18 protein-coding genes are annotated in these 26,289 nt (G+C 63.8%); 8 read left to right on the top strand and 10 right to left on the bottom strand.

The window, feature by feature from the left end; translation table 11 throughout:
• Positions 1–84: 84 nt before the first annotated feature.
• The 3 genes from NCT03_RS20135 to NCT03_RS20125 form a co-directional block, all read right to left on the bottom strand.
• Positions 85–2,373, bottom strand: coding sequence for an FdhF/YdeP family oxidoreductase (locus NCT03_RS20135; RefSeq protein WP_250493612.1), 2,289 nt, complete (start codon positions 2,371–2,373; stop codon positions 85–87).
• Between the two features lie 162 nt (positions 2,374–2,535).
• Positions 2,536–3,030: a hypothetical protein gene (locus NCT03_RS20130; RefSeq protein WP_250467402.1), complete on the bottom strand. Its 495-nt coding sequence runs from the start codon at positions 3,028–3,030 to the stop codon at positions 2,536–2,538.
• Between the two features lie 164 nt (positions 3,031–3,194).
• Positions 3,195–4,694 carry a UdgX family uracil-DNA binding protein gene (locus tag NCT03_RS20125; protein WP_250467401.1) on the bottom strand — a complete coding sequence of 500 codons (1,500 nt, stop codon included), beginning with the start codon at positions 4,692–4,694 and terminating at the stop codon, positions 3,195–3,197.
• 214 nt (positions 4,695–4,908) lie between these two features.
• Here NCT03_RS20125 and NCT03_RS20120 point away from each other — a divergent pair, with 214 nt between their 5' ends.
• A complete protein-coding gene (locus NCT03_RS20120; RefSeq protein WP_250467400.1) occupies positions 4,909–5,631 on the top strand; it encodes a glycosyltransferase family 2 protein in 723 nt (240 codons plus the stop codon).
• Positions 5,632–5,788: 157 nt separating this feature from the next.
• Here NCT03_RS20120 and NCT03_RS20115 read toward each other — a convergent pair whose 3' ends face one another.
• The 4 genes from NCT03_RS20115 to NCT03_RS20100 form a co-directional block, all read right to left on the bottom strand.
• A complete protein-coding gene (locus NCT03_RS20115; protein WP_250467399.1) occupies positions 5,789–6,376 on the bottom strand; it encodes a nucleotidyltransferase family protein in 588 nt (195 codons plus the stop codon).
• Between the two features lie 129 nt (positions 6,377–6,505).
• On the bottom strand, positions 6,506–8,728 hold the full coding sequence (locus tag NCT03_RS20110) for a xanthine dehydrogenase family protein molybdopterin-binding subunit (RefSeq protein WP_250493611.1): 2,223 nt from the start codon (positions 8,726–8,728) through the stop codon (positions 6,506–6,508).
• Positions 8,725–9,714 carry an FAD binding domain-containing protein gene (locus NCT03_RS20105; protein ID WP_250493610.1) on the bottom strand — a complete coding sequence of 330 codons (990 nt, stop codon included), beginning with the start codon at positions 9,712–9,714 and terminating at the stop codon, positions 8,725–8,727. Before NCT03_RS20105 ends, NCT03_RS20110 begins: the two co-directional genes overlap by 4 nt.
• Positions 9,715–9,724: 10 nt before the next feature.
• A complete protein-coding gene (locus NCT03_RS20100; protein ID WP_250493609.1) occupies positions 9,725–10,441 on the bottom strand; it encodes a 2Fe-2S iron-sulfur cluster-binding protein in 717 nt (238 codons plus the stop codon).
• A 410-nt stretch (positions 10,442–10,851) separates the two neighbouring features.
• Here NCT03_RS20100 and NCT03_RS20095 point away from each other — a divergent pair, with 410 nt between their 5' ends.
• Positions 10,852–12,900: a tetratricopeptide repeat protein gene (locus NCT03_RS20095; RefSeq protein ID WP_250493608.1), complete on the top strand. Its 2,049-nt coding sequence runs from the start codon at positions 10,852–10,854 to the stop codon at positions 12,898–12,900.
• Here the strand turns inward: NCT03_RS20095 and NCT03_RS20090 are convergent.
• The 3 genes from NCT03_RS20090 to NCT03_RS20080 form a co-directional block, all read right to left on the bottom strand.
• A complete protein-coding gene (locus NCT03_RS20090) occupies positions 12,885–13,157 on the bottom strand; it encodes a DUF4148 domain-containing protein (RefSeq protein WP_250493607.1) in 273 nt (90 codons plus the stop codon). The genes NCT03_RS20095 and NCT03_RS20090 overlap by 16 nt on opposite strands.
• A gap of 207 nt (positions 13,158–13,364) precedes the next feature.
• Positions 13,365–14,150, bottom strand: a complete 786-nt coding sequence (locus NCT03_RS20085) for a transporter substrate-binding domain-containing protein (RefSeq protein WP_244829302.1) — start codon at positions 14,148–14,150, stop codon at positions 13,365–13,367.
• Between the two features lie 120 nt (positions 14,151–14,270).
• On the bottom strand, positions 14,271–15,545 hold the full coding sequence (locus NCT03_RS20080; protein WP_244829303.1) for an inositol monophosphatase: 1,275 nt from the start codon (positions 15,543–15,545) through the stop codon (positions 14,271–14,273).
• A 188-nt stretch (positions 15,546–15,733) separates the two neighbouring features.
• Between NCT03_RS20080 and NCT03_RS20075 the strand changes: the two genes are divergently transcribed.
• The 6 genes from NCT03_RS20075 to NCT03_RS20050 all read left to right on the top strand — a co-directional run bounded on the left by NCT03_RS20075 (position 15,734) and on the right by NCT03_RS20050 (position 26,149).
• Positions 15,734–16,156, top strand: a complete 423-nt coding sequence (locus NCT03_RS20075; protein WP_250467394.1) for a GFA family protein — start codon at positions 15,734–15,736, stop codon at positions 16,154–16,156.
• A 294-nt stretch (positions 16,157–16,450) separates the two neighbouring features.
• Positions 16,451–18,034: a S53 family peptidase gene (locus tag NCT03_RS20070; protein ID WP_250467393.1), complete on the top strand. Its 1,584-nt coding sequence runs from the start codon at positions 16,451–16,453 to the stop codon at positions 18,032–18,034.
• A 53-nt stretch (positions 18,035–18,087) separates the two neighbouring features.
• Positions 18,088–19,779, top strand: a complete 1,692-nt coding sequence (locus NCT03_RS20065; RefSeq protein WP_250493606.1) for a S10 family peptidase — start codon at positions 18,088–18,090, stop codon at positions 19,777–19,779.
• A 121-nt stretch (positions 19,780–19,900) separates the two neighbouring features.
• Complete coding sequence (katE, locus tag NCT03_RS20060; RefSeq protein WP_350029512.1) at positions 19,901–22,057, top strand: catalase HPII; 2,157 nt, start codon at positions 19,901–19,903, stop codon at positions 22,055–22,057.
• A 196-nt stretch (positions 22,058–22,253) separates the two neighbouring features.
• Entirely contained in the window at positions 22,254–25,472 is a 3,219-nt protein-coding gene (locus tag NCT03_RS20055; RefSeq protein WP_250493604.1) for an ATP-binding protein, read from the top strand.
• A gap of 104 nt (positions 25,473–25,576) precedes the next feature.
• Entirely contained in the window at positions 25,577–26,149 is a 573-nt protein-coding gene (locus NCT03_RS20050; protein WP_244829310.1) for a hypothetical protein, read from the top strand.
• Positions 26,150–26,289: the final 140 nt, after the last annotated feature.

Here is a 26,289-nt window from a genome sequence, read left to right as displayed (position 1 = left end):
CTGCAAGGCCGTGGCCTCGATGGAAAAATCGTGAAGTCGGCCAAGCGCGAGCACGGGACATGCCCGGCCGCCTCACGCCGGGATTTACGTCGCGCGCACGCGCACCGGAACTGCCTTCGCCGCAGGCACTTTGCTGCGTTTCGCGTGGTGCGCGAGCGGAATCAGCGGATTGCATTCCGGGTAATAGCCCATCGCGCAGCCGGCCGGAATATCGAATGCATGGGCCCGCAATCCGTCGATACTGCGCGTCACGTCATCGCTGGATACCGTTGTCACGGTGATCGTCTGATCTTCCGCGATGTTCAGCCGCGCCATGTCGTCACGGTTCATCAACAGCACGTCTCGGGTATTGAAGACGCCGCGAAAGCGATCGTCAAGCCCGTACACGGTCGTATTGAACTGGCTGTCGCCGCGCGTGGTCATGAGCCGCAAGGTGCGCTCGCCTTCGAAAGACATGTCCGGATCTTCGCCCATGCCCTCTGGCGTGATGAAATTCGCCTTGCCGTTCTTCGTCTTCCACTCGCGTTTGGCCGCCGGAATCGGCCGATGAAACCCGCCCGGCTGCGACATGCGCGCGTTGAATTCGTTGAACTGATCGGGGTAAGTCTTCTCGATCGCCTCGCGCACCAGCGAATAATCGGCCGTCCAGGCGTCCCAGTCGACCTTGCCGCGACGTCCTTGCAGCGTGGCCTTGGCCAGTCCCGCGACGATCGCGGGCTCCGACAGCAACGTCTTGCTCGCGGGTTCCGCGAAGCCCTTCGACGCATGGACGCACGCGGTGCTGTCCTCGACCGTGACGATCTGCGGGCCGCTCGCCTGCTGATCCACCTCGATACGCCCGATGCAAGGCAGCAGATATGCCGCACGCCCGTGCAGCAGATGGCTGCGGTTCAGGTGCGTGGCAATTTGCACCGTCAGCGGCACGTTTTGCCACGCCGGTTCCAGCACGTGATGATCGGGCGTCGCGCGCGCGAAATTGCCGCCGAGGCTGATGAATGCATCGAGTTCGCCGTCGCGCAGCGCCGCGCAGGCATCGACGGTGGACATGCCTTCGTCGCGCGGCGGCTCGAACGCGTACATTTCCGCGAGCGTGTCGAGCGGCACGAGCGCCGGCTTCTCCGTGATCCCGACCGTGCGCTGACCCTGCACGTTGGAATGGCCGCGAATCGGGCAGATACCCGCGCCCGGCTTGCCGATGTTCCCGCCGAGCAGCATCAGATTCGTCAGCATCTGCACGGCGAGCACGCCTTCGCGATGCTGCGTGATGCCCATGCCGTAGAGAATCATCACGGCTTTGGCCCGCGCATATTCGGCGGCGGCTGCTTCGAGCGCGGCGCGCGTCAGGCCCGATTGCGTTTCGATGTCGCTCCAGTCGGCGGCGCGCATCGCGGCGGCGAAGGTATCGAAGCCGTGCGTGTGTTCGGCGATAAAGGCGGCGTCCAGCACGCGCGGCGTCTGGTTTTCTTGCGCCAGGTCGTCCGCTTCGATCAGCGCCTTGCACAAGCCCGTGACCGCGGCAATGTCGCCGCCAATCTTCAGTTGCAGATATTGCGTGCTGATCGCAGTCTGGATCGGCGACAGCATTTCCACCGGCGACTGCGGATTCGCGAAGCTCACGAGCCCGCGTTCCTTGATCGGGTTGAAGGTGATGATGCGCGCGCCGCGCTTTCTCGCTTCCTGCAAGGGATGCAGCATGCGCGGCGCATTCGTGCCGGTGTTGTGCCCGAAGAAGAAAAAGCAGTCGGTGTGCTCGAAGTCGTCGAGCGTCACGGTGCCGACCGGCGCGCCGATGGTCTCCGGCAGCGCCACCGACGTGCTCTCGTGGCACATGTTCGAACTGTCCGGCAGATTGTTCGTGCCGTAAAGCCGCGCGAACAACTGGAACATGTACGACGTTTCGAGCGATGCGCGCCCCGACGTGTAGAAGACGCTGCGCTTCGGCCTGGCGTCGCGCAGCATCGCGCCGATTTCGTCGAAAGCCTGTTGCCACGGAACTGGCACGTAACGGTCGGTGGCGGCGTCGTAACGCATTGGCTCGGTCAGGCGGCCTTGCGATTCGAGCTCGAAATCGGTCCACGCCGTCAATCCCGCGAGCGTGTGATGCGCGAAAAAATCCTGATCGATCCGCTTCTTCGTCAATTCCCACGCGGTTGCCCGCGCGCCGTTCTCGCAAAATTCGAAGAGATGCGGATCGGCCGGCTTCGCCCACGAACAGCTCACGCACGCAAAGCCGTCCGGCTTGTTCTGATGCAGAAGAATGCGCGCGCCGTTGAGCGCGACGTGTTCGTTGACGAGTGCCGAGGTAACTGCCTTGACCGATCCCCAGCCGCCCGCCGGGTGATCGTACTTTTCGATATGCGGCAGTTTGCTCATGCTTGGCCTCTCCCGTGAATGGTCCGTTCGCTTCACATTCAGCAAGAAACAGGCACAGCGGCGCGCTTTCAATGAAAAGAAAGCCGCCGCCCTGCATGGGCAAGGCGGCGGCTTTTCGGTTCACTTTTTGTCCTGGCACGGGTGCCGGGACTTATCTTCCGGTCAGGTTTCCGGATTACCGTCTTCTGCCGGTAGCGTCTTCGGAATGAAGGCTTCGGCGCGGCGGCGAATGTCGTCCACCTCGCCGGTCACGAAAGTGCGGTTGTCGGCGGCGAGCGCTTGCTGATACTGCGCGCCTTCCGGCACGCGATGCAAAAGCGCGCGCAATTCGCCCTGCGTGGTTTGTTCGACCGGCTCGAAGCTGTAAAGCCCGAGCATGAGTTCGGCGCGCTCGTGCAGCAGAAAGAGGCACGAGGCAAAAACGCCGACCGCGATCACTTCCTGCACGCCAAAGCGGAATTCCTGCTGCACCGACGAAAACGGCAGCCACGCGACGACCAACAAGCCCAGAAGCGCCAGCACGATGGTCGCGTTCAGGAACATGCCGGCGCGGGCAATGACGCGCTCGCGCTCGGTTTGCAACTGCCCGGCCGATTTCGGCACGAGCGCGGTGATGGATTGTTGTTGGCGGAGTGCTTCGAGGGGAAGAGCGGCCATGGATGTGTCGTCGGAACGATTCGTGAGTGAGCGCCAACAGGCAAAGAGCGGCGCGACACGGGTATAACGCATGGCTTACAGGAAGGTTGACGGCGCTTTCGTCTTGTTGCGTCCTGTTTCTTCTCGTTGCAATTGGGGTTTGTGATACGCGGCTTGCACCGATGCTAGCGCGTCCGATCCTTCACCGGCGTGCGGATGGTCGCGGTGCCTTCGGCGATCTGCCGCGCGAACACGAGCGCCTCGACGATGGTGCCGAACACTTCGCCGCGAATCTTTTCGTCGGTCAGCCGCAGCAAATACGACGGATGATAGGTCGGCACCACGATGCGCCCCTTGTGCTCGATGGTCTTGCCGAGATACTCGGACAGCGCCGTGCGATGCCCCGTCAGCGCCTTGAGCGCGGTGGCGCCAAGCGCCACGACCACTTTCGGCGCGATCCGCGTCAGTTCCTCCTCCAGCCAGAACCGGCAGGCCTCGCGTTCGCGCTGTCCGGGCGCAACGTGCTGCCGCTCATCGCCATGCGGGTCGAATTTGAAGTGCTTCACCGCGTTGGTCAGATAAAGCGTTTCGCGCGCGAGTTGCGCCTCACCGATGGCCTCGTCCAGCAGCTTGCCCGCCGGACCGACGAACGGCTTGCCTTCGCGGTCTTCGTTATCGCCAGGCTGCTCGCCGACCAGCATGACGCGCGCGTTCGCCGGACCGATTCCGGGCACGGCCTGCGTCGCGTTGCGCCAGAGCGAACAGCGTTTGCACGCGTCGAGCGAGGGCGGCTCCTTCAGCGACGTGCCCTGAAGCGGCTCCAGATCCGTGTTGAGGGCCACTTCCATGTCCGCGGGAACGTTGCGCGGATGCCGGTCGCGCCGCGAATAAGGATCGGCGCGCGAGATCAGCGTGGGATCTGCGCGCTGGTTTTCCGGGCTCTTCCAGTAGCGCACCGGCATGTGCGATGCCACTTCGGCGGCATTTTCCACCGCCGACGTAAAGGTGCTTTCGTAATAAGCGAGCCACAGCGCTTCGATGGCGTCTCCGCTCACGGCCTCGCCGCTCATCGCGGTATCGCCGAAATCCATTGGCTTTTCTTCCGGGTCGCTCGTGCGATCCACCCGCAGCAGCGCGCCGTCCCAAAAGGCCGCGCCGTGCGGCGTCGCGATCATCCACGTGGCGCTGCCCATGCGCGTGGCGAAGTGCATGGCGGCGTGCTCCAACAGGTCGTGCACGGGCTCGCACCAGCTGATGAACTCGGGCGGTCCGAGCGACGAATCGCGATGCCTGAAGCGCAGCACGCGACGCATCTCGTTTTCCTCGGCCTCCACGGCTTCGATCATGTGTTGCAGGCGCTGCCCGTCGGGATCGTCCGGCGATACGACCGCGCGATCGCCCTGGGTCCAGCGCCACAACACCTTGTAGAGAAACATCCAGCGGGCCGGCGTGCGATAGCAGGCCGCCGTTGCCAGCATCGCGAGGAATTCGCGGGCGATCTTCACGGGCTTGGGCGCGTCGGGGTTCTCGGGGCCGGGCGGCGGTCCGTCGATGCTGCCGAACACGGTTGCCGAGGAATCCGATTCCAGCCATACGACGTCTTCCGGCCGCGCGCCTTCCATGAGGAGCGTGCGCGCGGCGGAGCGCCAGGCGGCGAAGGACGGATCGAAGACGACGCTTTTCATCGCGGAGAGGAAGCCGGAAGGAACGAAAAGTACTGTATATCCATACAGTGAATTCTATCGGCGCTTCGGCTTTTGGGGCAACTTTTTTGGGATGGTCGTGCCCTTAAGAGCGGTTGCGACCCTTGCCGCGTGCGCATGGGTACACCCATTGCTGTACCTCGAAACAATCGCGGCTTTGACTGCCGATGAACCACAAAATCAAAACGGAGTCGACATGCTTGCCATAGTCATCCCTGCTCATAACGAAGCCGCGCATATCGGCGCGTGCGTGACTGCCGCCCGGCGCGCGGCGGACCATCATCAATTGCTGGGAGAAGAAGTGCGCGTGATAGTCGTGCTCGACAGTTGCAGCGACGAGACGGGCGAAATCGCCTCCGCACTCGGCGCGCACGTCACGAGTATCGACGCGCGCAATGTCGGCATCGCGCGGGCGCATGGCGCGGAGCGGGCGCTTGCGCTCGGCGCGCGCTGGCTCGCCTTCACCGACGCCGACACGACCGTCGCCGACGACTGGCTCTCGCGCCAGCTCGACTGCTGCGCGGATGCGGTGTGCGGCGTGATCGGCGTGCATGACTGGTCGCCGCATCTCGGCGCGGTGCAGGAGCACTTCGGCCGCACTTATACGGATGCGGACGGGCATCGCCATATCCACGGCGCGAATCTCGGCGTCTCGGCACGGGCTTATTTGCAGGCAGGCGGTTTTCCGCCGCTCGAATCCAGCGAGGATGTCGCGCTCGTCGAAGCGTTGATCGAAACGGGCGCGCACATCGAGTGGAGCGCGGCGCCGCGCGTGGTGACGAGCGCGCGTACCGATTTCAAGGCGAAGAAGGGCTTCGGCGCGACGCTGGTGGAAGTGAGCCGGCGTTATCTGAGCGCGAACGTCAATGCCAACGCGGACGTGGCAGGCCCGGCGGATGTGACGGCGATCGCCGCGTAGGCGTTATTGCGAGGTCGACGGCGCGGGGCAAGCGCCGTCGTTCGGATGCGGTGCATTGGAGAGCATGACGGCGATTGCCGCAGAAATATCGACGACGGCCGAGGCATGTCCATGCCCGCGCTCGTTGTGCATGACTCCACGTAACAAAGCGACTGCGTCAACCGTCCGATAAATCGCCAGGCAAGTCCACGTCACGCAGCACGTTCCGGTCATTCACTTCGATGACCGTCGGCTTTTCCATGGCGAAGATGCCGCGCGCGCCTGCGTCGCCATCGAGCGTGGCGAGCGCCGCGCCGTACTCGATGCCAAACCCCACCGGATGTCCCCGCGTGCCGCGATAAAACGGCGCGACGAGCCGCGCGCCTGCGTCGAGCGGACGCGCGACGGCTTCGATGGTCGCGGGCTCGATCCACGGCATATCGCCGAGCGCGACAAGCCAGCCTTCCGCGTCGGCGGTGGCGCGTACGGCCACGGCGAGCGTCGCGCCCATGCCGCGCTCGGCATCGATGCTGAAAATGACCTTGCAGCCGGCTTCGTTCAGCACTTCCGCCAGCTTTTCCGCGCCCGGCCGAACCACCGCGATCACACTCGAAGCAACCGAAAGCAGCCTGCGCGCCGACTGAAACACGACCGGCGTGCCGTTCGGCAAGGGCGCCAGCAGCTTGTTGTGAATGCCGGAAGGATCGAAGCGGGTGCCGAGCCCTGCGGCCAGCAGGATGCCGGTCGCGCTTGACGAGTAGGTCATCGGTGCGGCTCGCGTGGGGAAGAGGATCGATTGTGCAGCGCGTCGATAGTCACCGCAAGCGTCAAAAAAATCCGCGCGGCGCAATGTGCATTCGTGCCATTGAGCGCCGCGCCGACCTTTTCTTCCGCACTACACCATCGTTTTCGGCATGACTTTATCGAGCGTGATCGGCAAGTCGCGCACGCGCACGCCGGTCGCGTGATACACCGCGCTGCCGAGCGCGCCCGCCACGCCCGTAATGCCGATTTCCCCGATGCCGCGCGCGCCGTCCGGATTGATATGCGGATCGGGCTGACCGACAAAGGAAATATCCAGCAAGCCGATATCCGCGTTCACCGGCACGTGATACTCCGCGAGATTGGCGTTGGTATAGCGGCCGTAGCGGCCGTCGAGTTCGCCTTTCTCGAAGAGCGCCGAGCCCACGCCCCAAACGATGCCGCCCATCAACTGACTGTGCGCCGTCTTCTCGTTGAGCAAGGTGCCGACGTCATAGACCCCGACGACACGCGGCACACGGACGATGCCCAGGTCCGCATCGACATGCACTTCCACGAATACCGCGCCGAACGAGTGAAACGAGTACTGCTTTTTCTCGTCGCCGGGGCGCACCGTGGCCGTCGCTTCGATAGCCTTGCCGCCGTTTCGCGCGATGATCGCCGCCGCGGGATCGCGCTTGTCCGGCGTCGAAACGCTCACGACCCAGCCATTGCTCACCGTGACGTCCTCGCGCGACAAGCCGGCGACGGGCGATCCGCGATCCGCGAGCGCCATCGCGATCAACTGATCGCGCGCCTGCGCAGCCGCCGCACGCACCGCTGGCGACACGCTCGCCGCCGACTGCGAGCCGCCCGATACCGGCGCCTTCGGCAAGGATGAATCGCCGAGCGCGAAACGCACGAAGTCGGGCGGAAAACCGAGCGCGTCGGCGGCGACCTGCGTCATCACGGTGTAGGTGCCGGTGCCAAGATCCTGCGTGCCGGAAGCGACCATCGCCGTGCCGTCGGGCAGAATGCGCGCGATCGCCGATGCCTCGCTGCGGTTCGCCGGATACGTCGCCGTCGCCATGCCCCAGCCGATCAGCGTGTTGCCGTCGCGCATCGAACGCGGCGCCGGGTTGCGGCGCGCCCAGCCGAACTTTTCCGCGCCGCGCTGATAGCACTCCATCAGCGACTTGCTGGACCACGGCTTTTTCTCTTGCGGCTCCATGTTCGCGTGGTTTTTCATGCGCAGCGCGAGCGGGTCCATGTGCAACTGATACGCGAGTTCGTCCATCGCGGTTTCGAGCGCGAACGAACCGCTCGTCTCGCCGGGCGCACGCATGAATGTCGGCGTGCCGATGTCGAGCTTCACGAGCTTGTGCGAGGTCGATTGATTCGGCACCGCGTACAACATGCGCGTGAGAATGGCCGAACTCTCGGTCCAGTCCTCGAAGGTCGAGGTGGTCGAGATGACGTCGTGCTTCATGCCGGTCATCGTGCCGTCGCCGTGCGCGCTCACCTGAATGCGTTGTTCGGTGAACGGCCGGTTGCCGACCATGCCGAACATCTGCGGACGTTCGAGCACGAGCTTCACGGGACGTCCGGTCTGTTTCGATGCCATTGCCGCCAGCACGACATGCGACCACACCGAGCCCTTGCACCCGAAGCCGCCGCCGACAAACGGGCAGATCACGCGCACATTCGTTTCCGGAATGCCGAAAAATTTCGACACCGCGCCGCGCGCGCCGGAAACACCTTGCGTCGCATCGTAGAGCGTGAGATTGGGGCCGTCCCAGCGCGCGAGCGTCGCGTGCGGCTCCATCGGATTGTGATGCTCGTAGGGCGTCGTATAGACGGCGTCGAGGCGCGTCTGACCTTGGCGCATACCGGCATCGACATCGCCGCGGCTCGTGGTGATCGGGCGGCCCATCATCTTTTCGGGTTGATACGCCGTGCCGCGCGCATGCACGTATTCCGCGTTTGGCATGGCGCCCTCGTAGCGGACGATCACGTGGCGCGCCGCGCCTTGCGCATGTTCCAGCGTGTCCGCGACGACCACCGCCACCGGCTCGTTGCTGTAGCGCACTTCGTCGGTTTGCAGGAGCGTAAGCTTGCGCACGGCGGGCGGTTGCGCGTCGGGCACGCCGCCGTTGGGCAGACGCATTGCGTTCTTGTGCGTCAGGACGAGCAGCACGCCGGGCATCGTGTCGGCACCGCTGGTATCGATAGAGGCGATGCGGCCCTTGGCGATCGTGCTCGTGATCAGCACCGCATGCGCGAGCTTGGCGTCGGTGTTGTCGGCCGAATAGCGCGCCTGGCCCGTGACCTTGAGCACGCCGTCGGTGCGATCGAATGGTTTGCCGATGATGCTCATGCCGTGCCTCCCGCTTGTTCCACTGCCCGAACGATCGCCCGCTGGGCGAGCGCCACCTTGAAGCCGTTCTCGCGCAGCGGCCTGGCATCGCGCACGGCGAGCGCGGCCGCGTTTTGCAGCGACGCGCGATCGAGCGGTTTGCCGATGAGCGCGCTTTCCGTCGCGTTCGCGCGCCACGGTTTGTGCGCGACGCCGCCCAACGCGATGCGCGCGGCCTTAACGGTGTTGCCGTCCATCTGCAAGGCGGCGGCGACGGAGACGAGCGCGAACGCATAGCTCGCGCGGTCGCGCACTTTCAGATACTTCGAATGTCCCGCGAAAAGCGGCGGCGGCAGATCGACCGCCGTGATGAGTTCGCCGGGCTTGAGCGTGGTATCGAGATCGGGCCGGTCACCCGGCAGCCGATGAAACTCCGCGAACGGAATGGTCCGCTCGCCTTGCGGGCCGGTCACGCGCACGACGGCATCGAGTGCGGCGAGCGCGACGCTCATATCGGAGGGATTGGTCGCGACACATTGACTGCTCGCGCCGAGTATCGCGTGAATGCGGTTGTTGCCTTCGAGCGCGGCGCAACCGCTGCCGGGCGCGCGCTTGTTGCATTGAGGAAAGCCCGTGTCGTAGAAGTAATAGCAGCGCGTGCGCTGCATCAGGTTGCCGCCGACGGTCGCCATGTTGCGCAATTGCGCCGATGCGCCCGCAAGCAATGCCTGCGACAAGAGCGGATAGCCCTCGCGCACCCACGCGTGATTCGCGGCGTCGCTATTACGCACCAGCGCGCCAATGCGCAGCCCGCCATCGGGCAAGGTCGTGACGCCGTTCAGGGCGTCGATGTGGGTGATATCGACGAGACGAGTGGGCCGCGCCACGCCGCCTTTCATGAGATCGAGCAGATTCGTGCCGCCGCCGATGAACATCGTGCCGGGCTGGCTGGCCGCCTGCAGCGCCGCACCGATATCGGCGGCGCGCTGATAAGAGATCGCGTCCATGTGCTCTCCCTTAACCTTGCGACGAAGCGACGAACTTCACCGCCGCCACGATATTCGGATACGCACCGCAGCGACAGATATTGCCGCTCATACGCTCGCGGATTTCATCGTCGGAGAGTTGCGCGGGTCGGAAGCGCACGTCGGCGGTGGCGGCGCTGGCATCGCCTGCACGGTATTCGTCGATGAGCGCGGTCGCCGAGCATAACTGCCCGGGCGTACAGTAGCCGCACTGAAACGCATCCTTTTCGATGAACGCGCGCTGCAATGGACTGAGCACATCGCCGCCGGGAGCCAAGCCTTCGACGGTCGTGATGCTCTCGCCTTCGTGCATCACGGCAAGCGTCAAACACGAGTTGATGCGTCGCCCGCCCGCGATCACCGTGCACGCGCCGCACTGGCCACGGTCGCAGCCTTTTTTCGTGCCGGTGAGGTCGGCGTATTCGCGCAGGGCGTCGAGCAAGGTCGTGCGCGCTTCGACCTGAAGCTCGTACGGATGACCGTTGATAGTCAGCTTGACCGGCATCGTCGGCGCGGAGGTGGCGGGTGGCGCGACGGCGGGCGTTGCAGCTTGCTGTTGCGCGCGCGCGGTCGACGCAAGCGGCGCGGCGGCTACGGCCGCGCTCGCTGCCGCCGATTGCAGGAAGCGCCGACGCGACGGTTTCTGGGCCGCGTCGTCGGTATCGCGTGTATCGGGTGAAAGGGGTGAAAGCGTTTTGACTGGGGACATGGCGATTGAATGCTCCTCGCTCGTTCGGTTGGGCGCGCCACGCCGTGCAGGTCTCGATGAACCACGTCCCTGAGGTCTTGAGGATGGCGCGTGATACGCGAGCCGCCTTCGTCCGATCGCTGTAAGACGACCGAACGTTCGACCATTCGCGCAAGCCAAGAGTGACAGCAAGTCCAATGCCATCGCCGGCAGACGCTGGTGCGCCCGACTACTCGCTCGTCTGAACACGGACCATGCAAGTAAATACTGCATGGCTGCGTAAATAAGCTGCGAAAACGCGTCGGCAAAGATGACGCGAACATGGCTGTTTCGCCCGGCGAGCGCCATATGGCGCACTTTGTGACGCTTCGATCATCGAGCGCGCCTCAAAATATTCGCTCGACGTCAGCCGCCATTCGCCGTGGCTCGACATGTTTGAAACACCTATCCAACCCATGCCATCCGATACGAATCGCTATCACGAAGCGGCTGCGTTCTATTCGAACGGACGCTACGCCGAAGCGCTGGAGACGCTCGCGCCCTTGGTCCTCGACGCCGACGCGCTCAATCTCGCCGCTGTCTGCGCCTATCGACTCGAACGTCACGACGAAGCGGAGCGCTACTGGCTGCGCGCAATCGATGCGCGTCCCGACGACGCCGGGATGCGCAACAACCTGGCGAATCTGTTCAACGAGTTGCAGCGTTATCGTGAAGCGGAAACGCTTTATCGGAACGCGCTCGCACTTCTTCCGGACTATCCGGTCGCGCATTACAACCTCGCGAACGTGCTTGATCGGCAAGGGCGCGCGGATGAAGCCGAGGAGGGTTATCGTCGCGCGCTCGCGCTCAAACCCGATTTCGCCGAGGCTCATGCGAATCTTGCCGCGTTGCTCGCGCGCACGAACCGGTTGCCGGAGGCCGAGGCTGAGTATCGCCACGCGATCGATGCACAGCCTGCCTTTGCCGAAGCACGGAATAACCTTGGCAACGTGCTTCGGACTTTGGGTAAGCTCGGCGAGGCGCGCGCACAGTTCGAGCACGTGCTTGCCGCACGGCCCGACTGGGCGGACGCGCATCTGAACTTCGGCAACGTCTTGAAAGATGCCGGGCTCGTTGTCGATGCCGAGCATGCGTATCGGCGGGCTGTCGGCTTGCGGCCGGACTACGCGGCGGCGTACACCAATTTGGGCATCGTGCTTGGGGAACAAGGGCGGCTCGCCGAGGCGGAAGTCGCGTATCGTCATGTCGTCGACCTTGCGCCGCAAAACGCCGATGCGCATTTCAATCTCGCCGATGCGATCTACGACGTAAGCGCTCATGGCCGTTTCGACCGCCTGCACGAAGCGCAAGCCGCGTATGAAAAAGCTTTGGTCATACGGCCGGATTTCATCGCGGCGCATTTGCATCTGGGCAACGTGTATCGTGAGGACGAAACACGTCTCGCCGATGCGGAAGCGACCTTCCGGCACGTGCTGTCGATCGATCCGGAGTGCGTCGATGCGCAGATGAATCTGGCCACCTTGCTGCTCGGCACGGGCCGTTATGAACAAGGATGGCCGCTCTTCGAGGCTCGCTACGACGAGCGCTTCGCGCAGCGCGGCGCGCTTCCGCCAGCTTTGCCGGGTCCGCGCTGGCAGGGCGAAGCGTTGACGGGCAAGACACTCATCGTGATGGCCGAGCAAGGCTTCGGCGACACCATTCAGTTCAGCCGTTACCTTCCTGAACTCAAGGTGCGTGGGCTAGATCGTCTGACGGTGGTCTGCCCGCCGGCCTTGGTCGCGTTGATCGGCGCGATGGATTGCGTGGACGCATGCATCGCGCCGGCCGATCTGCACGCGCTACCGGCCCACGACTACAGTTGCTTCCTGATGAGCCTGCCTTTCCTCATGGGGACGACGCTCGCGACTATTCCATCGACCGTTCCTTATCTGCGAGCACCGCGCGAAAAGGTCGAGTTCTGGCGCGCCCGGTTGCCCGCGGGCACGTTGAAAGCAGGCATTGCTTGGACAGGCGAGCCGCGTCCGGGACTGCGCGACGCCTTTGCCGCTTTCAGCCGCCGCTGGCTCGCCGCGCGTCAATGCGAGCGCTTGCTGACCTTGCCCGGCGTGCACTTCGTCAGTCTTCAGAAGGGCGCGACGGCGCGCGCGGAATGTGCCGCGCTGCCCGACGCCTGGCGTTTGTCCGACCCGATGAACGAAGTCGCCGATTTCGCCGATACCGCCGCGCTCATCGAATCGCTGGATCTCGTCATCAGCGTGGATACATCCGTGGCGCATCTCGCGGGCGCGCTTGGCAAGCCGCTGTGGATACCACTGTGCTCGAACGCTTGCTGGCGCTGGCTCGCCGGACGCGACGACTCCCCGTGGTATCCGACCGCGCGGCTTTTCAGACAGCAAGCGCCCGGAGATTGGGACGATGTGATCGAGCGCGTCGCCGATGCGCTGACCGTCTGGCAACGCGACACTCAGCTACGCGGATAACTGCCCGGTGCGCCGCGCGCCGAACGCGCCGGCCCGTATGGATCGGGATTGCCGTAGCGCGGGATGGTGCCATCGGCGCGAGCGCGTGCAAGGTCCGCGCGGACTTCGGCGCGCGAAAGCGGCGTGTTGGCGGCCATCGTCATGGGCGTAGGCATCGGCATGGCTTGCGGTGCGGCGGCCGAATCCATTGTTTGCGCCGATGCCGCAGCGCTCATGGCGAATGCTGCAAGGGCGGCCAAGCGGATCGCTGGTTTCATCGTCGTTCTCCTGAGCGGTGCGAAGCGGTGAGCGAATGCCTGTCTATACGCGCTTCGGCGACAAACGGATGAATATGGATGAATAAGCGCGACGGCAACTAACCGTCTTTCGTGCCAGCGCCTGCAAGACGGGCTTTGCGTTGCAAGGCGCAAAAGAAAAAGCCGGCAGCGCCGGCTTCCCATGCAAGCCATGCCGTTGGCAAATGCTCAAAGATCCGCCGGATACGGCGCCTTCAGCCACTTCGTCGAAAGCGTGTTGAGCGTGCCGTCTTTTTTCGCTTGAACGATCGCCGCATCGACTTCCTTCAAGAGTCGGGGCTCGTCCTTGTTCAATCCGACATGATCCGGCGAACTGAACAACTGAAACTTCTGCTCGGGCTGTACGGGCGGATTACGCGCGATGATCGTTGCGCCAACATCGTTGCCGACTACCAGCAATTGCGCTTGTCCGGCCAAAAACGCGGAGATCGCGCCGTTCGGGTCTTCGAAACGCTTGATATCGGCCGTGGGCGGTGCGACCTTGCTCACGCTCAAGTCTTCGAGCGTGCCGCGCGCCACCGCTACCGACTTGCCCGCGAGATCGGCGGTCGTCTTCACCGCCAGCGACTTCGGTCCGAACACCGCCAGATAGTACGGCGCATAAGGCCGCGAGAAATCGATCACCTTTTCGCGCTCGGGCGTCTGACCGACCGAGAGCAGCAAGTCGGCCTTGTGCGTGGCGAGATAAGCCATGCGGTTTTCGCCGGTAATCGGCACAAACTCGACTTTCGCCTTGAGCGCGCGCGCCAGGTATTCGCCCATCTCGATGTCGTAGCCTTGCGGCTTCATGTCCGGGCCGATAGAGCCGAACGGCGGATAGTCCATGAATACGCCGATGCGCACCACGCCGTTTTTCTGGATAGTGTCGAGCGTGTCCGCATGGGCGAACGAGACGGCGAGGGCGAACGAAGCGGCGAGCAGGCCGCGCAGAAACCGCGAGAGGCGAAGCGTCATGGTGGGGATCGAAAGGTGAGGGGATCGACGCACTCTAGGCACGCCAAAATCCCCTCACAATCGAAATCTGCGCATGCCAGCCATGTCGCGTGCGCATGGCTGGCTGGTAGAGCGACTTCCTCAGGCTTCGCTTTCCATGATCCGGTCGATCAGCCGCGCGTTCTCTCCCGCCGAACCGATGCCCGCGTGCCGCGCCATTGGCACGAAGAAATGCGTGGCAATAGGCAGCTTCGAGCGCGACAGCCAGTTGCTCAGATGAGTCGCGAGCCTGCGCGCCGGCGTCTTCAGTTCCTCGCGCAGCACGGCGGGCAGCTTGTCGAAGTGACGCATGTCGGTCTGATACGGCTCGGGCGCGACGCATAACGCGTTCGGGCGGCCATCGACATCGGCGGGCAGGCGTTCCAGCGCCTCGTGCAACAGCGCGACGCCGAGACCCTCGCCGCGCCACGGCTTGCGCACTTCCCACAGGCTGATATAGATCACGCGATGCGCATTGAACACTTCGCACAGCCGTTCGGGACCGAGCGCCTCGGTGGCCGCGAGCGCGAGCGACAGCATTTCGCCGGAATAGGTGTCGAGCGTATAGACGAGATCGGCGCTGCTGTGAAGCGGCGGCACCTTGACGAGTTGAAGCTTGACCGCGGCCGCGACGATATCGCTGCCCGCCTCGTGGAACACGGCAAAGGCGGTGCCAAGCCGTTCGTCGTCGACTTGCGGATACTCGTGGCGATACGTCATCGTGAAGAGAAACGGCCCGATCTTCTCGCGATACGCGAGCGGCCGGTCGACATCGTAATCGGCGGCGCCTTCGAGGCCGTAGGGATCGTAATCGCGCTTTTCACGCCGTTCCGCCGAGGCGAGCACGGCGAGCGGTCGGCGCGATTCCGGCACGAGATCTTCTGGCAAGCCTTCCCAGTTGAGCCGCAAAAATTCGCGGCTGCCGCGATAGTGCGTCTCGAAGAGAGAGAGAATCTGTTCGCTCGCCACCGGGTCGAGAATGCGTTGCGCGCATTCCACCGCGCGGTCGAGGAGTTGATCGGCCTCGGCGGGATCGGGCGCGAGGGCCGGTTCGTGCGCCTGCGGCATGGCCGGCAAGCCGCGCGCGATGCGGTCCCGATGCGCCAGTTCGAGCCATTCGTCGGCGGCGCGTTCGGCGATATGACCCGCCGCGATACGATAGCCTGTCAGCACGATCGACTGACCGGTCTGGCCAAGCGGGAAGACGTACTCGTCGGACATCGCTTCCTCGACCGTCACGTCGCGAAAGGTTTCGCGCAGGGCGGGCGCGTTGGCTGCCGAGTTGAAGCGATCGTGCGAGAGCACATGCGCGACGAGATCGGACGCGGCTGGGCCGGATTCGGATGCCACGCCGGGCAGTAGCTTAAGGAGTGACAAGGTGGGAGTCGTGCTCGATGTGCTCATGGGTGCCGCCCGTGCCTGATGGTTGCTGTGGGTTGCTGTCGGTCGCTGTCGATTGCCGCAGGTCGCAGGTCGCAGTCGCGAAGGGCTATCGTAACAAACACGGGGGCGGATCGGTGCCGGCGGTGCAGTGCGGCAAAACGGAACATTCAAGGAGTCGCTCGATGAATCAGCAAACTGAAGCAATCGATGAAACCGTGACGCACGAAGGCGGCTGCGCGTGCGGCGCATTCCGGTTCCGCGCGATGGGCCGGCCGTTGCGCGTCGGCATGTGCCATTGCATGACGTGCCGGCGCGTGCACGGCTCGGCGTTCGGCTCCTACGTCATCTATCACCGCGGCAACGTGGAGTTTTCCGGCCGCACATCGACGTGGCGCAGCTCCGACGAAGGCAGGCGTCATTTCTGTCCCGAATGCGGCTCCGTGGCGTACATGGAGTACGTGACGCGTGACGAAGTCGATGTGCCGCTCGGCGCGTTCGATCTGACCGGCGTTTTCGAGCCGGCCTACGAACTCTGGTGCGAGCATCGCGAGCCCTGGCTGCCTCAAGGCGTGCGCAAGGAGTACGCGCAAGAGCGAACGGGTTAGCCGTTGCCGCGACCCATTCTTGCGGGTCGGCGCGCGCGGCATCATCGTTGCCGACCGAGACAAAAAGCAGCCCGAAGGCAAATAACTAACTTCAATATCGAGACACGCTTTGTCCTGCCGGAACTGCATCCTTCAATCAACGGTCCGAGCAATTGCAATCGATTGCGGAAAATAAGACGATATGCGGCGCGCACGTTTTTCAGAGCGAAAGCATCGAAAGAAACGACATGCGCCGGATGCGCCAAGCAGCAGGATCGGGCCTAAAACGAATTGCCAACGAGGAGCATCGACACCATGGCAAAGCAACCGGTAAGCGGCAGCGGCAAGAGCAACCCCGAAGACGCAAAGTGCGTCGGCGCGTGCGATCCTGGCGAGCAGATCGAAGTCATCGTCATGCTGCGCCGCAAGGACGAAGCAGCGTTTGATCAGATGATGAAGCACATCGAAGCCGGCGACGCCCCGGCGCAGTCCGTGACCCGCGCGGACTTCGGAAAGCGCTTCGGCGCGTCGCAGGAAGACGTCGACAAGGTCAAGAAGTTCGCCGAGCAATACGGCCTCACGGTGGTGCGCGCCGAAGCGGAAACGCGCAGTGTCGTGCTCAAGGGCACCATCGAGCAGTTTCAGAAGGCGTTCGACGTGAAGCTCGAACGTTTCCAGCATCACAACATGGGCGAGTATCGCGGCCAGGCGGGACCCGTTCATGTTCCCGACGAAGTGCACGACGCCGTCACCGCCGTGCTCGGCCTCGACAGCAAGCCGCAAGCGCGTCCGCATTTCCGTTTCCGGCCGCCGTTCAAACCGGCGCGCGGCCTTACGGCATCGTCGTTTTCGCCGCTCGATCTCGCGCAACTCTATGACTTCCCAGAAGGCGACGGCGCGGGGCAATGCATCGCGATCATCGAACTCGGCGGCGGTTACAAGACTAGCGACCTGACGGCGTACTTCTCGAAGCTCGGCGTGAAACCGCCGAAAGTGGTGTCGGTCGGCGTGGACGACGCGAAGAACGCGCCCACGGGCAATCCGAATGGTCCGGACGGCGAAGTGACGCTCGACATCGAAATCGCCGGAGCGGTCGCGCCGGGCGCGCGCATCGCGGTGTATTTCGCGCCGAATAGCGACGCAGGCTTCGTCGATGCCGTCAATCGCGCCATACACGACGACACCAACCAGCCGTCCGTGGTGTCCATCAGTTGGGGCGGACCGGAATCGAACTGGTCGGCGCAATCCATCGGCGCGTTCAACGACGTGCTGCAAAGCGCGGCGGCGCTCGGCGTCACGGTATGCGTGGCATCGGGCGACAGCGGTTCGACCGACGGCGTCGGCGACGGCGCGGATCACGTCGATTTCCCGGCATCCAGTCCCTACGTGCTCGGCTGCGGCGGCACGAGCGTCGCGGCATCCGCGCAGAAGATCACGAAGGAAGTCGTGTGGAACGACGGCGATCAGGGCGGATCGGGTGGCGGCGGTGTGAGCGGCGTGTTCGCGCTGCCTTCGTGGCAGAAAGGGCTGAGCGTCGCGCATGCCGGCGGCAAGACGACGGCGCTCGCCAAGCGCGGCGTGCCGGATGTATCGGGCGACGCCTCGCCGCAAAGCGGCTACGAAGTGCTGATCGACGGCGAGCAGACGGTCGTCGGCGGCACGAGCGCGGTCGCGCCTTTGTGGGCCGCGCTGATCGCTCGCATCAACGCGATCAACGGTTCCCCCGCCGGCTTCATCAATCCGAAGCTGTACAAGGCGAAGGGCGCGTTCCACGACATCACGCAAGGCGATAACGGCAGTTTCGCGGCAGCGGCGGGATGGGATGCCTGCACGGGGCTTGGCAGCCCGGACGGCGCGAAGATCGCGGCGGCGCTCAAACCCGCGAAGAGCACGAGTTGAGATGGGCAGTGACAGTGAACAACAACCACGATGACGATTCTGGAGCGTTCAAGATGAACTCCGATCCACTGGCAGCAGCAGGCGCAGACAAACCCGAAGAACCGGCGCACGGCAACGCGCACGCAGCGGCGAAGAAAACGCCGAAGAGCAAGGATCAGCCGTACTTCGATCCCGTCGCCTACGGCAACGGTCCCGACGATTCCGTCGAGGCGACCGAAGCCGACGAAAACGCCGCGATCACGCACCATAGCGTGACCGTGGGCGGCGAGAAGATCGCTTACACGGCCACGGTCGGCCACCTCGTGACAGTGGACCCGAGCAGCAGCAAGCCGGATGCGAAGATGTTCTATGTCGCCTTCACGAAGGACGGCGCAAAGGAAGAACAACGGCCGCTCACGTTCTTTTATAACGGCGGGCCGGGCTCGTCCTCGGTGTTCGTGCTGCTCGGTTCGTTCGCGCCGCGCCGCATCAAGACCGCCATGCCGAGCTTCACGCCGCCCGCGCCCTACGAGATGGAAGACAACGCGGACAGTCTTATCGACAAGAGCGATCTGATTTTCATCAATCCCGTGGGAACGGGATATTCCGCCGCCATCTCGCCGAACAAGAACCGCGACTTCTGGGGCGTGGATCAGGATGCGGATTCGATCAAGCAGTTCATCAAGCGCTATCTGACGAAGAACAACCGCTGGAACTCGCCCAAGTTCTTGTTTGGCGAATCGTATGGCACGGCGCGCAGCTGCGTCCTGGCGTACCGGCTGCATGAAGATGGCGTCGATCTGAACGGCATCACCCTGCAATCGTCGATTCTCGATTACCGCCAGGCGGGCAACCCCGTCGGCGCGCTGCCTACCGCCGCGGCGGATGCGTGGTATCACAAGAAGCTCGGCGTGCATCCCACGCCGACCAACCTCTTGAACTTTGCCGAGGAAGTCGCGGAGTTTTCGCGCTCGGACTATCTCAACGCGTTGCGCAAGTTTCCGCAGACCGACGATGAAGTGGTCGAGAAGCTCTCCGAATACACGGGCATCGACAAGGTGACGCTGCTTGCGTGGAGTCTGGATATCGCGGCTTACGACAGCCGTGGCAATTCGCTCTTTCTGACGACGCTCCTGAAGTCGAAGGGCGAATCGCTCGGCTCGTACGACGGGCGCGTGACGGCTATTTCGACGGGCATCGCGGGCAAGATCGATCCGAACTCGGGCGGCAACGATCCGACCATGACAGCGGTGAGCGGTGTCTACACGACCATGTGGAACAGCTATCTCAACGAGCAGTTGAAGTTCACGTCCACTTCGTCATTCACGGACCTGAACGACCAGGCTTTCCTCAACTGGGACTTCAAGCATACGGACCCGACCGGCGAACAGAAGGGACTGGATTCGAAAGGCAACGTCGTGCTCTATACAGCGGGCGATCTAGCCGCCGTGATGGCGCTCAACGTGGATCTCAAGGTCTTGTCCGCGAACGGCCTATATGACTTCGTGACGCCGTTTTATCAGACCATCATCGACCTTCAGCAGATGCCGTTGATCAACAGCGTCGTCAGGCAGAATCTTTCCGCGGCGTTTTATCCATCGGGACATATGGTTTATCTCGACGGAGCATCGCGCACGCAACTGAAGGCGGATCTCGCGAAGATGTACAACGAGGCCACGTCGAACCATGCGGCCATGACGCGCATCATTTCCTTGCAGAAGGTAACGGCGGAGAAGGCATTGTCGCCAGCGAGTACCGGTGTCTGATGGTCACGAGCGGGCGAGGCTTCGGCTTCGCCCGTCGCGCCCCGCCGGGCGTCCCGCTGCAAGCGGAAACCCTATCTCCTTCGGGAACAAGGCTTGCGAATGGCCCGAAAGGCTAAAAGCAATCTTCCCCAAGGAGTCCCCTCAAATGGCAACAAAGAAGCAACCCACGAATAGCACCGCGCGTCCGCCTTCGCAGAGCCCGAACGCCGCGACCAACAAGAAGATCGAATCGCTCGAAGCCTTCCGCAGCGATGCAACGAATCAAGCCCTGACCACGAACCAGGGTGTAAAAGTCTCCGATAACCAGAACACGCTGCGCGTTGGAGCGCGCGGTCCGTCGCTGCTCGAAGACTTCATCATGCGTGAAAAAATAACGCACTTCGACCACGAGCGTATTCCGGAGCGCATTGTTCATGCGCGCGGTTCGGCGGCGCATGGCGTGTTCAAGGTGTACGAGTCGCAAGCCGACTTGACCAAGGCCGGTTTCCTGCAAGACCCGTCGAAAGAGACGCCGGTCTACGTGCGCTTCTCCACCGTGCAAGGCTCGCGCGGTTCCGCCGATACCGTGCGCGACGTGCGCGGCTTCGCGGTCAAGTTCTACACCGACGAAGGCAACTTCGATATGGTCGGCAACAACATGCCCGTGTTCTTCATCCAGGACGCGATCAAGTTTCCCGACTTCGTGCACGCCGTCAAACCGGAGCCGCATAACGAGATTCCGCAAGGCGCGTCGGCGCATGACACCTTCTGGGATTTCGTCTCGCTCGTGCCGGAGTCGGCGCATATGGTGATGTGGGCGATGTCCGACCGCGCCATTCCCAAGAGTCTGCGCACCATGGAAGGCTTCGGCATTCACACGTTCCGTTTCGTGAACGCGGAAGGCAAGGGGCGCTTCGTCAAGTTCCACTGGCGGCCGACCATCGGTTCGGCTTCGCTCCTGTGGGACGAGGCGCAGAAGATCGCGGGTAAGGATGCCGATTACCATCGTCGCGATTTGTGGGAAGCCATCGACAAGGGCAACTATCCCGAGTGGGAACTGGGCGTGCAGATTGTCGAGGAAGAAGACGAGCACAAGTTCGACTTCGATCTGCTCGATCCGACCAAGATCATTCCCGAGGAACTCGTGCCGCTCAAGATGATCGGCAAGATGACGCTCAACCGCAATCCCGACAACTTCTTCGCGGAAACCGAGCAGGTCGCGTTCTGTCCGGGACATATCGTGCCGGGCATCGACTTCACGAACGACCCGCTCCTGCAAGGACGTCTTTTCTCCTACACCGATACGCAGATCAGCCGTCTGGGCGGCCCGAACTTCCACGAGTTGCCGATCAACCGCCCGATCGCGCCGCTGCATAACGGTCAACGCGACGCGATGCATCGCCAGACCATCGACAAGGGTCAGGCTTCCTACGAGCCGAATTCGATCGATGGCGGCTGGCCGAAGGAAACGGCGCCGGCAGCATCGGGCGGCGGCTTCGAAACCTACACGGAACGCGTGGACGGCGAGAAGATTCGCGTGCGCAGCCCGTCGTTTGCCGACCATTTCTCGCAAGCAACGCTCTTCTGGAACAGCCAGACGCAGCCGGAGAAGGATCACATCGTCGGCGCGTATTCATTCGAGTTGAGCAAGGTAGAGCGCAAGTTCATTCGCGAACGCGAACTTGCTCTGCTTGCGAACATCGACGAGGTATTGGCCGCGCGCGTCGCGGAAAATCTCGGCATGCCCGCGCCCAAGAAAAACGCGAGCCCGGAGCAACTCGGCAAGTCGTCGGTGACGGAATCGCCGGCGCTGTCGATCATCGCCAAGGCCGTGCCGTCGATCAAGACGCGCAAGGTCGCGATTCTCGCCGCGAAGGGCGCGGATGCCGCGAGCATCAAGGCCGTCAAGGAAGCGCTCGCGGCGGGCGGCGCGCAAGCGCTCGTCATCTCGCCGACGCTCGGGTTCCCTGCCGAAGGTATCGAAGCGGACGCCACCATCCTCGGCATGCCGTCCATCATGTTCGACGGAATGATCATCGCGGACGGCAAGGCAAGCGCCAAGACGCTGTCCGAATCCGGCGACGCGCGCCACTTCGTGCTCGAATCGTTCAAGCATCTGAAAGCGATCGGCGCGATTGGCGACGGCGAGGATGTGCTTGCCGCATCGCATCTGCCTGGCGGCGATGAAGGCGTGGTCGTCGGCAGCGACGCGAAGACCGTGCTCAAGACGTTCATCGAAGCACTGGGCAAGCATCGCGTGTGGTCGCGCGCGCAGAAGGCGGAGTCGGTGCCCGCGTAATCGTCCGGCAGCACGCGTTTCGCGCCGTGCAACGCAGGGCGTGTGCGTGGGCGCGCCGGCGATAGGCGCGCCGGCGCGTTTTTGAGACACTGGCCGCACCGCTCGATTTCGGGGGTGCGGCTTGTTTCATTCTGCGATTCGTCGAGCTGACGGAACACGGCGACAGCGTTCGCGCCGTTTGCTGTGGACGCTTTGTGTGCTGCTCGGCTGTTGGCTCGGCGATGCCTTCGCGGCACCGCCGCTGATCGTCGGCGCGGTGCCGGGCATGGTGCCGCCGCTCGAACTGGCCGTGTCTGGCGCGCCATCCGATTCGTCGGCGTTGCGCGGCATTTCGGTCGATGTTCTGAACGCCATTTCCGAGCCGCTCGGGATGACGCCGCAATGGCGCCTATATCCGGATCGTCCCGCGATGCTGGCCGCGCTCGAACGCGGCGAGATCGACATGGCGACGAGTTCGGCGGGCTTCGATGCCGGTGCGCCGCTCGAACTGAGCCGTTCGTATTTTCCGGTCAAGCCGGTGTATTTCGCGCCGCTCGCGGCACATGCGCCGACGCATCGGCTCGCTTATGTCGACACGCAGATGGACCCCGCGCGGTTGCATGCGGCGTATCCGTCCTTGCAGCCGGAGGCGTATCCGGATGTGCTCGCCGCCGCGCTGGCCGTCTCGCTCGGCCGTGCCGACGGCTTCGTCGGCGACGTGACGACCGCCGTTTATGTCATCAGTCATCTGGACTTGCCGAATATCGGCGCGCGCGGTTTCACACCGTTCGATGCGGACGGCTATCGCTTTGCTTTCGCAGCCAACCGGCCGGCCGCGCGCGCATTGCGTGAGCGTGTCGATGCCGCGCTGGCGCAGTTGCCGCCGAATTTCCTGCTGACGATGAACGCGCGCTGGTACGTTTCGATGACCGCGGTGACGCTGGATCGTCCGCTCGACTTGACACCCGAGCAGCGCGCGTGGATCAAGGCGCATCCAGTCGTGCATTACTCGATGCTTTCGCAAATTCCGCCGCTCATGTTCCGCAATTCGCACGGCGAACCTGCGGGTCTCGCCGCCGACCTGCTCGATGTGATCTCGCGGGGAACGGGCTTGCGCTTCGAAGCGCGAATGCGCGGTTCTTTGTCTCAGATTGCCGCCGACCTGACGAGCGGTAAGTCCATGTTCACGCCCTACGGCGTTTCCCCCGCATGGCAACCGGTGCCGCTCACGGCGTCCGTGCCGTTCGGCGAGAGTCTGGTCGGCATCGTCACGCGTGCGGGTCAGGCGCCCCTGCGCGATGAGACCGCGCTCGCGAACAAGCGGGTGGCGCTCCCGGCCGGGATTTCGGCCCTGGCGTTGAAGCGCGAATTCGTGCGGCATCTGCGCATCGTCGAGATGCCGTCATTCGACGAGCAGTTCAGCGCGGTCGTGAACGGCGATGCCGACGCGGCTTTGGTCGATCTGACGCTCGCGAATTACGCGGTCGCCAATCCTTACCGCGGCAAGCTCGTGGTGAGCGGCGTGCTTTCCGGCAAACCGCTCGAGCAAGGCTTTCTCGTCTTGCGCAATGAGCCGATCTTGCTCGGCATCATCAACGACGCGATTGGCCATCTTCGCGCTTATCAACTCGAAGCGCTGCGCGGGCGCTGGCGGCTTGGCGATCATCCTGAGACGTTGTGGGAGCGCCGCCGTCCGCAAGTCGAGGTAGGCGCGCTGCTTGGCGGTGCGCTTGTTTTCGCGCTGATCGGCTGGGCGGTGTCACTGCGCACACAGATCGTGCGCCGGATTGCCGCCGAACAGGCAATGCGCGCGGCGAAGGAGGAAGCCGAAACGGCGAACCGCGCCAAGTCGACGTTCCTCGCCACCATGAGCCACGAAATCCGCACGCCGATGAACGCGGTGCTCGGCCTCATCGAACTGGAACTGCGCGCGCCCGGCGAGCGCGCCGCGACCGAACGCGCGCTCGGCACGGCGCATCGCGCGGCGGCGGATTTGCTCGGCATGATCGACGATCTGCTCGACGTCGCGAAAATCGAAGCCGAGCGGCTGGTCCTCACGCCCGCGCCGCTCGAACTCGAAACGTGGATGACGAGCGTGGCCGCGATATACGAGCCCGCCGCGCGCGCCAAGGGCATCGCGTTGATTGTGCGCCGCGCGGATTCGGGCGAAGTCTGGTTGCTTGCCGACGGGCAGCGTTTGCGGCAGGTCGTCGGCAATCTGCTATCGAACGCGATCAAGTTCACGGATATCGGGGCGGTGACGCTCGACTACCGTGTAGACGCGCCACAGGCCGGCACGCGGGCGCTGACATTCGCGGTCGCGGACACAGGCGTGGGCATTGCGCCCGAGCGGCAAGGCGCGCTTTTCACGCCGTTCGTGCAGGCACACGATGGCGGCGCGCGTCGCTATTCGGGCACGGGCCTTGGCCTCACCATCTGCAAGCGGCTCGTCACGATGATGGGCGGCGAGATCACGCTCGAAAGCGAGCCGGGACGCGGCACACACTTTACGGTCTGCGTGAGCTTGCCGGAGGCATCGTCGTCCGAAGCGGGACGCGCGCCGGAGCACGCATCGGTGGCTCCGACCGGCGCGACGCTCGCGGGCTTGCGGGTACTCGTCGTCGACGATCATCCGGCGAACCGGATCGTGCTCGAAGGGCAGATCAGGCTGCTCGGCGGCGCGCCGCAATTGGCCGTCGATGGCCGCAGCGCGCTCGTCCGCTATCGCGGCGATCCATCCGCGTTCGATGTGATCCTTACCGATTGCTCGATGCCCGAAATGAGCGGCGAGGAACTCGCGCAGGCGATCCGCGGGGACGAAAGCGCGCGCGTGCAAGAGGCGCGGCCGTTGCCTGTCGTCGGCCTCACGGCGAACGCGCAACCGGAGGCGGCGCAACGCGCGGTCGCGGCAGGCATGACGATGTGCCTCGTGAAGCCTATCTCGCTCGACGGCCTGCGCGATGCGCTCGTCGCGGCGACCGAAGGTGTAGCGCGGCGAAGCGGGCCGGTGCGGGAGAAAGCGGCAGAAGTCTTCGACAGCGCGCTTGTCGCGAGTTACGGCGATCAGGCCGCGACGCTCGCCGGCACCCTCAAATCCGCGCATGCGCAAGACCTGATCGACGCCGAGACCGCGTTCGATGCTTGCGACCACGCGCTCTTGCGCGACATCGCGCATCGCATGAAAGGGGCGGCGTCGCTGGTCGGCGCCGTGCGCTTCACCGATGCATGCGTCGCCTTGCAGCACGGATGCGATCGCGCCATCGACGAAGACCGCAACGGCGAGGACGACGCCAGCATCGCGGTCGCTTACGGCTCCTTTCATGCCGAGGCGCTTGCGCTCGGCCGCGCGCTCGACGCCGCGCTTGCGTCTTCGAGTGCGGCGAGTGCGGCGCAGACCTTGCCGCACGCATCCACGGATCGGCTCGCGGACTTTTGAGCCACAGCGCGATGCACGCCTTTGGTGTGTTCTAATGCGATTGTTCAATATCTCAAAAATAAGCGGCGTCGCATTGGCCGCATGATGATTTGCACTTCCGAGGCATGGATCGAAGGGATATACCCATCTTCAAGCGACGCTTCGCGCGTCACGCTTATGCGACCGCTGCCGCTCGTCCCGCGCGCGCGGCGTTTGGCGCGCTCCTGATCACGCTCAATGGCGCGCTCATGGTGTGGCCTGCAAGCTCGCGGGCGCAGCGTCCCGATTGGCTCGATCCGCATGTCACGCAGTCGACCATCGTCGAGACGATCTGCGTGCCGGGTTATGTCGATCGCGTGCTGCCGTCGTTCGAGACGCAGATGCGCCAGAAAGAAAAACTGCTCAAGCAACGTGGCATCGATGCTTCGTTCGCATCCGAATATGCGCTGGATCATCGCATGCCCGTATTGCTCGGCGGCTTGCCCAATGCGCCCGCGAATCTCGATCTGCGCCGCTGGGAAGGCCGTGCCGGACAGCGCCGCAAGGAGCGGCTCGCGGTCTATCTCAAACGCTGTGTCTGCACCGGCGACATGACGCTGAAGGATGCGCAATCGACCATGTCCGGCGACTGGCCGAACCGCTATCCGAATTTGTCCAGCATGACGTGCGGCGCGTTCTCGGGCCCATCGACGGAATGAACTTTGCTGCGCCAGATGCAACGAACGAAGCCGGTGCGCGTCTTTGCGTGCATCGGTTCTTGAATGTTCGGGGCTGGGCGATCGATATGGATCGCCAGGCTTGAGTCTGGTCAGGCAAGGCGGATTAATCAATGCATCTG

The sequence above is a fragment of the Caballeronia sp. GAWG1-1 genome (assembly GCF_023631465.1).
Taxonomy (GTDB): Bacteria; Pseudomonadota; Gammaproteobacteria; order Burkholderiales; family Burkholderiaceae; genus Caballeronia.
The sequence above is the reverse complement of the archived record's forward strand: the minus strand, read 5'-3'. Positions and strand labels throughout refer to the sequence as shown.